At 39.3% G+C, this 14890-nt stretch carries 13 protein-coding genes; 5 read left to right on the forward strand and 8 right to left on the reverse strand.

Features of this window, described 5'->3' with window-relative positions:
* Window positions 1-284: 284 nt before the first annotated feature.
* Window positions 285-1538, reverse strand: a complete 1254-nt coding sequence (gene icd, locus FTU06_RS08570) for an NADP-dependent isocitrate dehydrogenase (RefSeq protein ID WP_180009426.1) — start codon at window positions 1536-1538, stop codon at window positions 285-287.
* Between the two features lie 189 nt (window positions 1539-1727).
* Here icd and FTU06_RS08575 point away from each other — a divergent pair, with 189 nt between their 5' ends.
* Entirely contained in the window at window positions 1728-2516 is a 789-nt protein-coding gene (locus FTU06_RS08575) for an rRNA large subunit pseudouridine synthase E (protein ID WP_180063172.1), read from the forward strand.
* A gap of 32 nt (window positions 2517-2548) precedes the next feature.
* On the opposite strand, the gene FTU06_RS08580 is transcribed toward FTU06_RS08575, so the two are convergent.
* Entirely contained in the window at window positions 2549-4189 is a 1641-nt protein-coding gene (locus FTU06_RS08580) for an LA2681 family HEPN domain-containing protein (protein WP_218954088.1), read from the reverse strand.
* Between the two features lie 65 nt (window positions 4190-4254).
* Window positions 4255-5958: a M61 family metallopeptidase gene (locus FTU06_RS08585; protein ID WP_180146043.1), complete on the reverse strand. Its 1704-nt coding sequence runs from the start codon at window positions 5956-5958 to the stop codon at window positions 4255-4257.
* Window positions 5959-6138: 180 nt separating this feature from the next.
* Here FTU06_RS08585 and FTU06_RS08590 point away from each other — a divergent pair, with 180 nt between their 5' ends.
* From FTU06_RS08590 to FTU06_RS08600, 4 genes are all read left to right on the forward strand, one after another.
* Complete coding sequence (locus tag FTU06_RS08590) at window positions 6139-7452, forward strand: D-alanyl-D-alanine carboxypeptidase PBP6B (protein ID WP_180146046.1); 1314 nt, start codon at window positions 6139-6141, stop codon at window positions 7450-7452.
* 103 nt (window positions 7453-7555) lie between these two features.
* The gene (locus FTU06_RS17120; RefSeq protein ID WP_373684699.1) at window positions 7556-7726 is read left to right on the forward strand and encodes a hypothetical protein; all 171 of its coding nucleotides are present in this window, start codon (window positions 7556-7558) and stop codon (window positions 7724-7726) included.
* Entirely contained in the window at window positions 7689-8858 is a 1170-nt protein-coding gene (locus FTU06_RS08595; protein ID WP_373684700.1) for an NAD(P)/FAD-dependent oxidoreductase, read from the forward strand. Before FTU06_RS17120 ends, FTU06_RS08595 begins: the two co-directional genes overlap by 38 nt.
* A gap of 136 nt (window positions 8859-8994) precedes the next feature.
* Window positions 8995-9477 (forward strand): peptidylprolyl isomerase, encoded by a 483-nt coding sequence (locus FTU06_RS08600; protein WP_180146050.1) that lies wholly within the window; start codon window positions 8995-8997, stop codon window positions 9475-9477.
* A 155-nt stretch (window positions 9478-9632) separates the two neighbouring features.
* On the opposite strand, the gene FTU06_RS08605 is transcribed toward FTU06_RS08600, so the two are convergent.
* The 5 genes from FTU06_RS08605 to FTU06_RS08625 all read right to left on the reverse strand — a co-directional run bounded on the left by FTU06_RS08605 (window position 9633) and on the right by FTU06_RS08625 (window position 14850).
* Window positions 9633-10412, reverse strand: a complete 780-nt coding sequence (locus FTU06_RS08605) for a M48 family metallopeptidase (protein ID WP_180146053.1) — start codon at window positions 10410-10412, stop codon at window positions 9633-9635.
* 112 nt (window positions 10413-10524) lie between these two features.
* The gene (locus FTU06_RS08610) at window positions 10525-10833 is read right to left on the reverse strand and encodes a hypothetical protein (RefSeq protein ID WP_078194385.1); all 309 of its coding nucleotides are present in this window, start codon (window positions 10831-10833) and stop codon (window positions 10525-10527) included.
* Window positions 10834-10930: 97 nt separating this feature from the next.
* Window positions 10931-11734 (reverse strand): M48 family metallopeptidase, encoded by an 804-nt coding sequence (locus FTU06_RS08615; RefSeq protein ID WP_180034631.1) that lies wholly within the window; start codon window positions 11732-11734, stop codon window positions 10931-10933.
* Window positions 11735-12297: 563 nt separating this feature from the next.
* The gene (locus tag FTU06_RS08620) at window positions 12298-13617 is read right to left on the reverse strand and encodes an adenylosuccinate synthase (RefSeq protein WP_180042082.1); all 1320 of its coding nucleotides are present in this window, start codon (window positions 13615-13617) and stop codon (window positions 12298-12300) included.
* A gap of 66 nt (window positions 13618-13683) precedes the next feature.
* Window positions 13684-14850 carry an ATP phosphoribosyltransferase regulatory subunit gene (locus tag FTU06_RS08625; RefSeq protein ID WP_180009417.1) on the reverse strand — a complete coding sequence of 389 codons (1167 nt, stop codon included), beginning with the start codon at window positions 14848-14850 and terminating at the stop codon, window positions 13684-13686.
* Window positions 14851-14890: the final 40 nt, after the last annotated feature.

The following is a 14890-nucleotide window of genomic DNA, read 5'->3' on the forward strand; positions in this document are numbered from 1 at the left end:
ATCACTGGCGAATAATTAATTTGAAATCAATCCCCCTCTTTTTTTTGCATTACCTAAGTTCACGCTAATAGTGCGGTTTTAAACTTTTGGTAACATGACAAGCATGCCAGACCATCTGATTGATTGCGTGAAGTCACCTTTTGATTGCTGTTTTTTGAATGGTATTGTGAAGCTATGATTCTGTGTTTTTAATGTTTAGTCCTAAAAAAGGACTGAATGATTCAATCCTTTTTACCTAGCCTTTTATGCATCTAGCTTTTTTACACCTAGATTAGCAAATAAAGTTAGTCCATATGCTCAATGATGGCTTGTCCAAACTCCGAACAACGCAAGAGTTTTGCACCTTGCATGAGTCGTTCAAAATCATAGGTCACTGTTTTGGCTTCAATCGCCCCCGCAATACCTTTAATAATTAGATCTGCCGCTTCAGTCCAGCCCATATTTCGCAGCATCATTTCTGCAGACAGAATAATAGACCCAGGGTTTACTTTGTCTTGACCCGCATATTTAGGTGCAGTGCCATGTGTCGCTTCATAAACTTGTACCGCGCCACCAATATTGGCACCCGGTGCAATACCAATACCGCCAACTTCAGCCGCCAAGGCATCCGAAATATAGTCACCGTTTAAATTCAGGGTAGCAATAACTGAATAATCGGTCGGACGCATTAGAATTTGTTGTAAAAAAGCGTCTGCGATCGCATCTTTAATCACGATCTCTTTACCCGTTTTCGGATTTTTTATTTTGACCCAAGGACCGCCATCCAAGAATTCACCACCAAAGCGCTCAACTGCGACTTCATAGCCCCACTCTTTAAACGCTCCTTCGGTATATTTCATGATATTACCTTTGTGCACCAAAGTGACATTCGGCTTATCGTTATCAATGGCGAATTGAATGGCCTTACGCACCAAACGCTGAGAACCTTCTTTAGATACAGGCTTAATCCCGATACCGCAATTTTCCTCAAAGCGAATCTTAGTGACGCCCATTTCCTCTTTGAGAAATTTGATCATTTTCTTGGCTTCAGGCGAATCTGCTTTCCATTCGATCCCTGCGTAAATATCTTCTGAGTTCTCTCGAAAGATCACCATGTCTGTACGTTCAGGATGCTGAACAGGTGAAGGAACGCCCTTAAACCAACGTACTGGGCGCACACAGACGTAGAGATCTAATTCTTGACGTAGTGCAACATTTAGCGAACGAATGCCACCACCTACAGGCGTCGTTAACGGTCCTTTAATTGAAACCACAAATTCGCGTAAAGCCTCAAAGGTTTCTTCGGGCATATAGGTACCATAAATTTTATTGGCTTTTTCACCACAATAAACTTCCATCCATTCTATGGCACGTTTTCCACCATAAGCTTTTTGTACCGCGGCATTCACCACGGTTTTCATCACTGGAGTGATATCAACACCAATACCATCGCCTTCAATAAATGGAATAATTGGATTATTGGGAACATTGAATGATAAGTCTGAATTTACTGTAATTTTTGTCCCATCCACTGGAACGACGATCTTTTGATAACCCATTTTTATGACCCTCCCTGAGAAGCGAGTGAAAAAATAATTGCTGTTTGATAAGACTTTTAATTGCGCTTCACGCATAATACTCTAAAGCAAATCTACCTTTTTTGAGATTTAGATGGGAAATAGCTGCATTTCCCTGTTGAATAAATCTTAACCAATTTGAATTATTGTATTTAATAGAAGTTATTTCCTATGAAAATCGTCATCTTAAACAAGCCATATGACGTGCTCTCCCAATTCCGTAAAGACGAAGCGCATATGACCATATCTGACTTCGTGGACGATCCTAGTCTACGTATTGCAGGTCGTTTAGATATGGACTCTGAAGGTTTGGTATTTTTAACCGATCATGGTGGTTTAAATCAGTACATTACCAAGCCTGAAAATAAAAAGTTCAAAACCTACTTAGTGCAAGTCGATGGTGACATCACAGAAGAAGCACTTGAGCAATTACGTAAAGGCGTTGAGCTGAAAGATGGTCTGACTTTGCCAGCCAAAGCCATCAAAGTGCAACAACCAGAATGGTTATGGGAACGTGATCCTCCTGTACGTTTCCGTGCAAATATTCCAACCTCTTGGGTTGAAATCCAAATTTGTGAAGGCCGTAACCGCCAAGTTCGTCGTATGACTTCAGCAGTCGGTTTCCCAACTTTACGTTTAATTCGTACACGTATTGGTGCAATTGATTTAGTTCAATTGGCTTTAGAGCCAGGTGAAACCAAAGAAATTGAGCCTTTACTGTACCCTGACTTTCAAAATATACCTGCTGAAGAACCTTACCGTTCACGCTCTTATGTGAAAAAACCAGGCGGTACAGGTGGTAAGCCAATGGTTCGTAAGAATAAAGATGGCTCAGTGAAAAAGTCTGGTACAAAACGTATCTGGCAAATGGATGAGAGCGAAAAACCAAAACGCCGTACCAATGGTACAACTCGTCCAAATACCAAAGCTCCACGTGGCCGCGGTCGTAACGGACGTTAAGATTTAAGAATTAAAGCTCACGAAAGTGGGCTTTATTTTAATGGAATTTCTCGCTGTAAAATTAGCCCCTCAGGTTGAGGTTTCATCTTTTCCTCAAACTGCACTGCAAAAGATAAATACATCAAAGAATTTCTAACTAATCGAACAAGATCCATTAATGAGTTTTCAAATTCTGATAAAGGTATTTCTAAAATATAGTTTGCTTTCTTTTCTTTTTCTTTTATCTTTTCTAAGATTTCCAGATATTCAAAAGTCTCTACTTCGCCTTGTTTTATTAAAATATTCTGCTGATCTTTTAAGTTCTGATATGCAAATTCTGACGTCATATCAAATTTGGTATTTAATTCATATCCAAAATCATCAATAACTCTAAAAGACCTATGCTCTAGACAGTTACGAATTTTTGATAATCTAGGCTTTTCAATTTTTTCTCTAGAATTTAATTCGCTCACTTTATCATGACCATTCAGCTGATCAGATTCAATTTCTTTTAAAATATAAAACAATGTATGTAAAAAGTAGTTCTTTGAATCCTTCAGTTTATCACGTGGCTTAAATTTTTTATTTTCATTCCATCCAAAAACTTTTGAAAAAGTAATTTGACGATCATTCATTTCTAAATCTAAATACTTAGCTAAAAAGTATGAAATTTTGTCAAAAATTGAATATAAAATTCTAAAAGCCGATTTCATTTGTGATGTTTTTAAATTATCAATTGCATGTAAAGTATCATACACATGTGGATAGGTTTTATTATAAAAATGTTGAGTATCCGTTTTTATTTCAGAAGCTTGAAAAATTAAAAATCTAGCATAAGTATATTCATTTCTAAGCTCATCAAAATTTGAATGATATACGAGACTTTCTTTAAGGCTCAAAGACGAATTAATTTTATAGGTCATATCAGGAAGCCCCAAAATGTCCTGAAGTACAATTTCATCCTCAAATAAATCGTTTAAGTCATTTAAAAATAATTTGTTTTCTGCACTCCAAACTAGATACCTAAGCTCAGCCTTAGTTTTTGTCTTTTGTTTATATTCTTTTACATAATCAAAATCAGTATCTTGGAAGTGCTCTTGATACCAACAAGTAAAATGATATAAATCACCTGTCTCCTTTAACGGAATTTTCTGTTCCTCTTCTAAAGCATCAAAACTCATGTATGCCTGCTTTATCAACTGATTTGCAAAATAGTAATGAATATTTGCATGTGATTGGTCATACAGTTGACTTGACCTAAAAATTACACCTTGTGCTTTAGCAACTAACGCTACAGGGTTATTATCCATTTTTATTGCTTGATCCCAATAATATTGAGCACAAAAACTGCGCCCTATTGAAGATAAAAAATTCCCAAAATTTGTTAAAACAAATGATAATAATCCATGATTATCATTTGTTTTTTTAAGGATATATAATGACTTCTCATACAAATTAACCGTAGTTATTAAGTTTTTCGAAAACCAATGTTCATCCTGATATTTATAAATTTCTGAACTACAATTCGCTAAAATATAGTAAAAATAGCCTTTACAGCCATCATCAGTAAAAGTGAACTCGTTATCAAAATGAAAATTAAACCACTTTATTAATTCAGCTTTTCGCCTTGTATCCAATAATAAATCATCTACCAACCCTGCTAATGAATTTAATTGTTGCAGCCCCAATTCCATAATTTTTCTAATAAAAAACCCATACCTAAGTATGGGTTTTACATGAAAATTAAATACTTATCAAATTAAGCTTTCAACCACTTCTCAGCTTTAGCTTGATCTTCCACTTTAAGTTCCACTTCCGACAATTCTGAACTTGCTGCTTTCACTTCAAAGCTCATCAGTTCATCGCGGCGGAATGCCAGTACGTTATAAGCTCCGTCTTGCTTGGCATATTTTTCTACCAATTTAACGGTCGCTTTTAGACCATCAATCGCAATAATCACATCGTTCGCAGACAAACCAGCTTTTGCCGCTGCACCATCACGACGAGCAGACTGAACCAACACACCTTCAGGCTTATCAGCCAGTTTTAGACCAAATGGCAATGATTTGTCATTTTTTAGCGTATAGCTTAAGCCAAACTCTGGGAACAACTGGTCTAACGGCAATTCATCCGTAGTATTAATCAAATGATTGATTTGTTCTAACCAATCATCACCTGTTAATTCATTACATAAATTGAAAATAGTCCGTTCATTGACTTGAATGCCATTTTGCGCATTTGCATATAACTTACGCATTAAGGCATCAAGACTTGAACCACGTAAACGCAAGCCTAGATCTAAACACAGCGCCACGAGGCAGCCTTTGTTGTAGTAACTTGTACCTGCATTATTTGAGTTTTCATCCTGACGGTAGAATTTCACCCATGCATCAAAGCTTGATTCAGCCACAGTTTGAATCTCACGACCCGGATTTTGCAAATAGCGATCTATTTGTGCTTTTAAAAGCTTGATATAAGAATCCTGATTGATCACACCGCTACGCAGCAAGATCAAATCATCATAATACGATGTAAAACCTTCAAAAATCCAAAGCAAAGAGGTATAGCCTTCTTTGTTGAGGTCATAATTCACAAAGTTTTCTGGACGGATAAATTTTACCAACCATGAGTGGAAATATTCATGGCTGCATAACCCTAAGAAACGTTGATAATCTGCCGATGGTTCTACAGGTTCATTGGCTTTTGGTAAATCATCACGCGGGCTAATTAAACTCGTACTGTTTGGATGCTCTAAACCACCATAGCTATTCGCCGTTGCCATGGTCATAAAGGTATAGTCTTTAAATGGCGCCGAACCAAACATTGAAATTTCAGTCGAACAAATTTTTTCGATGTCTTGCTGCATACGCTGCGCGTTCATAGCATGTTTGCCCGACACCACAAACTCATGCGGAATGCCGTTGGCTTCAAAACTAAAACGGGTTTGTTCCGCCAGTTCAAACGGTGCATCAATTAACTGAGCATAGTTATCTGCATATAAGGTATAACGACCTTTCACTAAACTTTTTGACTTTAATCCAGTCACAAGTTGGAAATGCTTTAACTCGGGTGGCAAGAAAACTTCAACCTCAATGGCTGTATCTTCTTGGTCAACTAAACCTAAACATGCGCAAGCTGGATTGACATATAAACGGCTTTGATCGACATAAGCACCACGGACCGATAAATCGAAGGCATATACATCATATTCAACCGTGATCAACTCATGATCTGTATTGAATAAACGCCATTTATTTTTTTCAAATTTCTCAATTTGTAACAAACGCCCATCTTCATCATATGCTCGAACGGCTTCGATATGCTTCGAAAATTCACGGATTAAGTAACTTCCGGGAATCCAAGTAGGCAACGAAAGCACCTGTGTAGGATTTGCCAAGAAACGTGCAGTGACATGGACTAGATGCTGACGATAATCGTCAAATTCGATTTGATAATGCAACATAATGGGCGATATAAAATAAATAAAAGATAACTTATCAATTAGATTAACATTTTTTACAACTGAATGCGGAACTGTCGCAATTGTCTACAATAATGACTAGTCAGCAGAAAAAAAAAGGCATAGCATGCCTAAAAATTTTTTCGTTTTACCACCAACGGAATGGTTGGTTAAGGAACCTCATTGAAACACGTGATCTACCTCATCGCGGTGCTTAGTTTTCTATGCTCCACGATAGCAAATGCTGCCCTTTTAAATATTGTCCCTGAAACCGTTGAAGCTGAAGCTTGGACCATTTTAGACCCTCAGTCGGGTCAGGTGATTGCAGAACATAATAGCCATGTTCAGCGTGCCCCTGCTTCGCTTACCAAAATGATGGTGGCTTATATTGCTTTGAAGGAAATTAAAGCAGGTCATTTAAAGAAAAATGAAATCCTGACCGCCACCCCTGTCGTACAAGTGGTTCAATGGGATGAATCACAAATGTATCTCAAAGCTGGTGAACAAATTTCAGTTGATCAGCTTTTGGCAGGTCTTGTGGTCATGTCTGCCAATGATGCCGCTGTGACTTTAGCTGAACGTATCTCTGGTGATATTCCAAAATTTATTGAACGCATGAACAAAGAAGCTAAAGCTTTGGGCATGAATGACACCCACTTTCAAAATCCAGCCGGCATTACCATGCCAGAACATTATTCTTCGGCGGCTGACCTTGCTCGTTTAGGACAAGCACTGGTGACCGAAACACCTGACTATTTATATTATTCAAAACAACAAAGTTTCAGTTATAACCAACGCTTCCACCGTGCAACAAATATCTTATTAAAACAAGATCCTACTGTTGATGGTTTAAAAACAGGTTTCACCAAAGCTGCAGGTTATAACTTAGCTTTAACAGCAAACCGTTTGATCGCAAATCCCGACGCGCCAGAACGTCGTTTGATTGTTGTGGTATTAGGGGCAAAAAGTGGTTTAAAACGTGCAGAAGTAGCACACAGCCTCATGAACTTGGCTTATACCTATACACGTAATGAAGTTGCAATCAAAGATAAGCAATTAATTGCAGAATTACCTGTGATTAAATCAACTTTGAAAATGTTTAAGGTTGAAACTCAACAACCTAAGCTGATTACAACTTCGCTTTATGATCAAGCTTATGCCATCGATTTAAAAGCTTTTGATCCCACACAGCAACGTATTCTTTTAAATACAGGCAATGGTCAAATTCAAGCCATTGAGCCACTTCATGAAACACAGACTAAACTGAGTGTTGAAGTGAATGAAAAAGAACTCACTGCGCCTTTGGCTGAAGTGATGAAATTAGCCACCGTTACGGTTTATCAAAATAACCAGCTGATCAATACCTTTGATATCGAAGATGACGTGCAAATTGAAGAAGCCAATATTTTTGAGCGTTTCATGATGTGGATCAAAGGCCTTTTTAGCATCTTTAATACGGATGCAGCAGAAGTTAAAACCTACCCTTTAGGTCAATGATGTGATTATGTAACTTGTAAGACAATTCGTTATTTGTGCAATAAAGAAGATGGCATACTCGTGCCATCTTCTTTTTTTCAACAATAATAAAATAGGTAATTCAATGAATAACGCTGATGACTCCAAGTTACACCATATTGTCATTGTCGGTGGTGGTGCTGGTGGTTTAGAACTGGTTACGCAACTCGGTGACTTACTCGGGAAAAAAAAAGAAAGCGCGCATTACCCTCGTAGATATGAAACTCACGCATGTCTGGAAACCCCTTTTACATGAAATTGCCGCAGGCACGATGTCAGTCAGCGAAGAAGAAATCAACTACTATGCGCATGCTGCGAAGCATAATTATGAATTTGTCTTGGCTAAGTTTGAAGATATCAATCCTGCTGAAAAAACCATTCAGCTCAGCAAAGTCCAACAAGGTAAATATGAATCTACTCAAGAACAACTGCAACTGAGTTATGACACCCTTGTTCTTGCTTTAGGCTCAGTTTCCAACGATTTCAACACGCCGGGCGTGTATGAACATTGTCACTATTTGGACAGCCTGCAACAAGCTGAAATCTTCCAACAAGATCTCTTACAGTTATATTTGGATGCCCAAAATAGCAATACAGCACGTGAGTTGAAAATTGCCATTATTGGCGCAGGTGCAACGGGTGTTGAACTTTCAGCAGAATTGGTTGAAGCCAAAAATAATTTTTATAAATATGGTTTAAATAAAATTCATCCTCAAAGCGTACAGATCAATTTGATTGAAGGTGCTGATCGGATTCTGCCTGCACTCCCTGAAAAAATGGCCGAGCATGCACAGCAGCAATTACAACGCATGAAAATTGAGGTCTTAACCTCTAAACGTGTGGAAAAAGTCGATGCTGAACATGTTTATTTTAATGATGGAAGCAAAATTAAAGCCGAACTAAAAGTTTGGGCGGCAGGCATTAAAACACCAGAAGTAATTTCTAAACTTGAAGGCTTTGAAAAAGACCGCATGGGGCGTTTAAGTGTATATGCAACATTACAAACTAAGGCACACCCAGATATTTTCGCGTTTGGTGATTGTGCACATTGCCAACCGCGTGCAGATGAGCCTGTCCTCGGCCCACGCGCTCAAGTTGCTAGCCAACAAGCGTCATTTCTCGTGGATTGTTTAAAGGCGCGTATCCGTGGTCAACAACTCCCAATGTTCGTATTTTCAGACAAAGGCTCCCTAGTCTCATTAAGCAAGCATAAAGCGGTTGGTGAACTTTTAGGTCAGGTCAATGTTCAAGGCTTTGTTGCCAAATCAATGTACGTTTCACTTTATCGAATGCATCAAGCTACAATTTACGGCTATGCACATGCAGGACTATTAACGGCTAAAGATTTTGTTACACGAAAAATTGCGCCTAAAATTAAATTGCATTGAAATTTACAGATTTGCCCCGATTAATGAAAAAAGCATCATAAGCATTTAAAAATTGCATTTTTTTGATAAATTTAGTCTACAAAAGTGCAATTTCACTTTATGATGTAACCCTTAAAAAATTGAATGGATCAATAACATGACTGCTATTGCAAATAACTCTGTGGTTTCTTTCCACTACACATTGACTAATGCAGAGGGTGAAACTCTCGACCAATCTCAAGGTGAGCCACTAGCATATTTGCACGGCGCTGGTAACATCATTCCAGGTCTTGAAAAAGTTCTTTTAGGCAAAACAGTTGGTGAAAAATTCACTGTAACTGTACCTGCTGCTGAAGGTTATGGCGAATACAACCCTGATCTCGTTCAAGAAGTTCCTGCTCAAATGTTCCAAGGCGTGGACAACATCCAACCAGGTATGCAATTCCAAGCTCAAACTGATGATGGCGTTCAAATCGTGACAGTTAAAGCGGTTGAAGGCGACAACGTTGTTGTTGATGCGAACTTTCCACTTGCTGGTCAAGATTTAACCTTCGAAGTTGAAATCGTTGAAATCCGTGAGGCTTCTGCTGAAGAACTTGAACACGGTCACGTACACGGTGCAGGCGGTCACCACCACTAAGATCTTCTGATCTCTAGTGCAAAAAGGCAAAGTTTTTACTTTGCCTTTTTTATTGCGCCTGATATAGGTATGCCATATAAGAACTTTTCAAACTATTAAATACAAAAAAGCAGGCCACGGCCTGCTTTTTAAAACGGATAATTAATTCTTATGAATTAACGATGTTGGTTATAAATCTGCTGCGCTGCAGGTAGATTTTTACGCATCGCTTCAATACGTTGTGAGTTTGATGGATGCGTAGACAGGAATGATGAACCTCCCGCACCTTCAAGCTTGTTCATTTTTTCCCAAAGTGTAATCGCCGCTTGTGGGTTATAACCTGCACGTGCCATTAACATTAAACCACCTTGGTCAGCACGGCTTTCCAGAGAACGTGAATACGGTAACCCTATACCGATTTGACTACCTAACTGCGCAGCAGCAGTGCCCAATTGACCGACATTATTGCCTGCGGCACTTAAACCAATATTCAGCGCAAGATCCGTTAAGGCTTGAGCACCCAATTTACTTTTTGCATGTTCTTCAAGAGCATGGACCATTTCATGTCCCATAACTGCTGCAATTTCTGCATCAGTTAAATTCAGTTTATTGACGATACCTGTATAAAATACAACTTTACCGCCTGGAGCGACAAAGGCATTGACTTGGTCTGATTTCATGACTGCCAATTGCCATTGGAACGCTTGACCCGTTTGGTTCATTTGGTCTGCATAAGGACGCAGTTTTTGGAATACAGTATTAATGCGCTTATATGTACTCGAAGAGGTATCGAGCTGATTTTTAGAACGCGCATCTGTCACCATTTTGTTATAACTTTGTGTTGCTTGCGCGTTCAATGTAGCAGTATCCGCTCCTGCCATATCTGCCACTGTCGCACAGCCCGAAATCGTCATTACACCAGCCATACACAGGCTCGTTAGAATTATTTTTTTCATTAAGGATACTCCAGACCATTAAAATATAAGTGAATTTATGGATATTATATTCTTATGGTTTGGAGCTTAAAACGAAGTTATAGCGACTTATAATAGTATTTATGTAATTTTTTTAAGCTGAAAATTGAAGAACCAACCAATAGATTAAACAAACCACATTCAAGCCCAAATACACATGCATTAATGGCTTAATTTTTTCTTCTAACTGCACATTTTTTCGCTTAAAAAATAGGACAGCATTTTGTATCAAAACTATAGGTACAAGAATACAGGCAATAATCACCGACAACCCAATCAGGGCTTGATAAATTAATTGTGGATCTTGAGTTTGGGCACGAATGATCATCATAGCAATAGTGGGTGCTCCCCCCATCGCAAATAATAAAGAATAAAAAATGGTGGTCGAAATATTCTTTTGCATCCTGCACTTCTCTTCCTAATTCAAATTGCATTTTAGCAACTCAACACAATGTGTATAGCGTACTAAAATGCAACTTTAGTCTTGAAAACAGCCGATATTAACGACGTACACTCGAAGGTGTCGCATTTTTATAATATTGCTGTGCTTCTGGCATCATTTTTTGCATAGCAGCAATACGGTCATTATTGCTTGGGTGTGTAGACATAAATTTGCTCAGTGCATCATTGCCACTGTTGTCATTTGCATTCATTTTTTTCCACAATGAAATCGCCGCTTCTGGATTGTATCCAGCCTTTGCCATCATCACTAGGCCACCTTTGTCTGCGCGGCTTTCCAAATTACGTGAATATGGTAAGCCCACACCGAACTGACTACCCAAATCAAGCAAGGTTGCACCATAGCCACCTGCAGCATTGCCTACATATTGTGAACCGATACTCACCGCAAGATTGGTCAGTGCTGAAGCGCCAATTTTATTTTTTGCATGCTCTTCTAAAGCATGAACCATTTCGTGGCCCATGATTGCTGCGACTTCATCATCCGTGAGTTTGAGTGTTTCGACAATTCCTGTATAGAAAACAACTTTCCCGCCGGGTGCAACATAGGCATTGATTTCTTTAGACTTGATCACGGCAACTTTCCACTCAAAAGCTTGACCCGTTTGATTCATCTGATCTGCAAATGGTTTCATTTTCCAGAAAACACGGTTTACTTTTTGATAAGTCGCAGACTTGGTATCGAGCACTTGTTTGGTCTGAGCGTCTTTCAGCATTGCGTTATAAGACTGTGTTGCTTGTAAGTTCAAAGATGCAGAATCAGCACCTGCAAGATCAGCAATCGTGGTACAACCTGATAAAGAAGCTGCTACGGCAAAGCATGCCAAAGATTTTTTATAATTCATCATGATCTCTAGTTATTTATAAAGAGTGTCAAATATATACAAAAAATTGACTGACTCAATATTTTTATGCTTATTTTTTTCAAAATCTTTATTTTTCCATTATTTAAATTTAATATCTGATGTTACCCCGTAAAAATAATTTCACATTTTTTTAAATACTTTTAAGTATATTCAACGGAGTCTTACATCTAGGGTTTAAATAAAAGGATTAGCCTTCGGCTGGAGGTACCTCTTACGAAACGTTGTTTCTCATTTGGCAAAATGAGAAACGTGCTTCGCAAGGAAACCATCTTGCGGTGCAATGCACCTCACCGACAAAACTCGTTCACTAGTGTCAAATTATTCACAGTATTGCAAAAACATTTTTAATTAAAAGTTTTCCTGTCTCAAACACTTGCGGATGACCTTACCGCGTATCATTCTTTTATTTGAATCAAATGGCACGTCGGATATTACTGCGTTTATCAGTTAATAATACCTGTCGTTTTTTGAATTTTTATTCTTCGCTATATAAAAAAAGCCCCGCTTTCGCGAGGCTTTTGACATCTTAATTCAACAGCACATTATGCGTCGAATGGATGACGTAATACGATTGTTTCATCACGGTCTGGACCAGTTGAAATGATGTCGATTGGACATTCAATCAATTGCTCTAAACGTTTCACGTAGTTAATTGCATTTTGTGGCAATTGATCTAGTGATTTCGCACCGAAAGTAGACTCAGACCAACCTGGCATAGTTTCGTAGATCGGTTTTAAAGTTTCAAATGCAAGCGCATCAGAAGAACCTACACAACCAGAATCAGCTGCTTCATAACCTACACAGATTTTCACTTCTTCTAAACCATCTAGAACGTCTAGTTTAGTTAAGCAAATACCAGAAAGTGAGTTTACTTCTACTGAACGACGTAGAATTTCAGCATCGAACCAACCACAACGACGTTGACGGCCAGTAGACGCACCAAACTCAGAACCTACTGTACCCAAGTGTTTACCGATCGCATCACCAACATCGTTCGCAGCATCATAAACAAGTTCAGTTGGGAACGGACCAGCACCTACACGAGTTGTGTACGCTTTAGTAATACCCAATACATAGTCAAGGTGTAATGGACCAAGACCTGAACCTGAGCTTACGCCACCAGCAGTCGTATTTGAAGAAGTAACGTACGGATATGTACCGTGGTCAACGTCAAGAAGTGAACCTTGCGCACCTTCAAACATGATTTTCTTACCTGCTTTACGGTAAGCATGAAGTTCGCCAGTAACGTCCATCACCATAGGTTCGATGACTCTACGCCATTCGTCACATAGAGCGATCACATCTTCAACTTTAACGGCTTCAACACCGAAGAATTGAGTCAATTGGAAGTTATGGTATTCAAGAAGCTCTTCTAGTTGAGCTTTAAGATGAGCACCACCACGAACCAAGTCAGCAACACGGATTGCACGACGAGCCACTTTGTCTTCGTATGCAGGACCGATACCACGACCTGTTGTACCAATTTTCGCATTGCCACGTTTTTTCTCACGTGCTTGGTCAAGGGCGATATGGTGTGGAAGGATCAACGGACAGTTTGGAGAAATACGTAGACGTTCACGTACAGGCACGCCTTCTTTTTCTAAAACTTCCATTTCGTGGATTAAAGCTTCAGGTGATAAAACAACACCATTACCAATTAAGCACAATACGTTGTCACGTAAAATACCAGATGGAATGAGGTGTAAAACAGTTTTCTTACCACCAACCACAAGTGTATGACCTGCGTTGTGTCCGCCTTGATAGCGAACTACCGCAGCCGCTTGATCTGTGAGCAGGTCGACGATCTTACCTTTACCTTCGTCGCCCCATTGGGTACCAAGTACCACAACATTCTTGCCCATAATAGCCTCATTGCATCATGCTGTTAAAATTGGAAAAAACGTGTGTGCCCGCAGGCACATCCGAGATTAAATTTGTTTGATTGTCCACTCGCCATTTGCATTCACCAACTGGTGCGTTGCATACGGTGCTGAGCTTAAATCATCATTACCTAACAATTGAACAACACTGAATCCTTCGGTACGTGCTGCTTCAATTGCCTTTAATAAATCTGCTTCGATGCCTTTTGGTGCAACCAAAACTTGGTTTTTCTGAACTTGACCTGCAGTTAATGCATATAGATCACAAGAGAAACCTGTTGCTGGACGCGCGCGACCGAAGTGTTCACCAATACCGTCATAACGACCACCTTGAGCCAATGGCGCAGCACGGTTTGGTGCATATACGGCATACATTAAACCAGTGTGATAATGATATGAACGAAGTTCTACAACATCGATACCAATATGTAGTTCTGGCCAACGCACCTGAATTGCGGCTTGTGTCGATTTCACTGCATCAAATGCAAGTTTAAATGCTTCGTTATTTAAAACTTCAGCACTTAAATTTGCTTGCAGTGCATCTAAGTCACTTGCAAAACGACCTAATGTATAGAAGTCAGCACCATTTGGAATGCTTTGTGTGAATTCAGCAAGTTCAGGTAGAGCTTTACGTTGATACAAGTCAGATAACTGACGTTCAACCGCTTTGCTCAAGCCAGCTTGTTTTACCATGCTGCGGAATAAACCGACATGCCCTAAATCAAGATGGATACCATCTGCATGACCTGCTTTAGCAAGCAAGTTGATCATGACATCAATCAGCTCAACGTCAGCATCAATGCTGTCTGAACCAAATAATTCTGCACCTAACTGTAAAGGTGCACGTGTGGTATTAAAACCCTGTGGCTTAGTATGTAGTACTGTACCAGCGTAGCAATAACGAGCTACACCTTCGACAGGATGTACATGCGCATCAATACGAGCCACTTGTGGTGTCATATCGGCACGCACACCAAGCAAACGACCTGAAAGTTGGTCGATCACTTTAAAAGTGGCTAAGTCTAAATCTTGATTCGATTCTGAAAGAGAAGATAGAGATTCGATGTATTCAATGAATGGCGTGTACACCAACTGATAACCTCGAGATGCGAGGAAATCTAATGCTTCACGACGCAAAGATTCAATCACTTGCGCCTGTTCTGGCAGTACATCAGCTACACCATCAGGTAATAACCATGTCTCTGAAATGGGCATGTTGTAAACCTAAATTCTTGTCAGCGCGGAACAAATCCGC

This window comes from Acinetobacter sp. YH12052, assembly GCF_013419835.1.
Lineage (GTDB): Bacteria > Pseudomonadota > Gammaproteobacteria > Pseudomonadales > Moraxellaceae > Acinetobacter > Acinetobacter amyesii.

Excerpts from the sequence above, each read along its gene's own strand:
- FTU06_RS08610 (WP_078194385.1), bottom strand. The coding sequence starts at position 10,833 with ATGCAAAAGAATATTTCGACCACCATTTTTTATTCTTTATTATTTGCG.
- FTU06_RS08595 (WP_373684700.1), top strand. The coding sequence starts at position 7,689 with ATGAAACTCACGCATGTCTGGAAACCCCTTTTACATGAAATTGCCGCA.
- FTU06_RS08605 (WP_180146053.1), bottom strand. The coding sequence starts at position 10,412 with ATGAAAAAAATAATTCTAACGAGCCTGTGTATGGCTGGTGTAATGACG.
- FTU06_RS08575 (WP_180063172.1), top strand. The coding sequence starts at position 1,728 with ATGAAAATCGTCATCTTAAACAAGCCATATGACGTGCTCTCCCAATTC.
- FTU06_RS08620 (WP_180042082.1), bottom strand. The coding sequence starts at position 13,617 with ATGGGCAAGAATGTTGTGGTACTTGGTACCCAATGGGGCGACGAAGGT.
- FTU06_RS08625 (WP_180009417.1), bottom strand. The coding sequence starts at position 14,850 with ATGCCCATTTCAGAGACATGGTTATTACCTGATGGTGTAGCTGATGTA.
- FTU06_RS08615 (WP_180034631.1), bottom strand. The coding sequence starts at position 11,734 with ATGAATTATAAAAAATCTTTGGCATGCTTTGCCGTAGCAGCTTCTTTA.
- icd (WP_180009426.1), bottom strand. The coding sequence starts at position 1,538 with ATGGGTTATCAAAAGATCGTCGTTCCAGTGGATGGGACAAAAATTACA.
- FTU06_RS08585 (WP_180146043.1), bottom strand. The coding sequence starts at position 5,958 with ATGTTGCATTATCAAATCGAATTTGACGATTATCGTCAGCATCTAGTC.
- FTU06_RS17120 (WP_373684699.1), top strand. The coding sequence starts at position 7,556 with ATGAATAACGCTGATGACTCCAAGTTACACCATATTGTCATTGTCGGT.
- FTU06_RS08580 (WP_218954088.1), bottom strand. The coding sequence starts at position 4,189 with ATGGAATTGGGGCTGCAACAATTAAATTCATTAGCAGGGTTGGTAGAT.
- FTU06_RS08600 (WP_180146050.1), top strand. The coding sequence starts at position 8,995 with ATGACTGCTATTGCAAATAACTCTGTGGTTTCTTTCCACTACACATTG.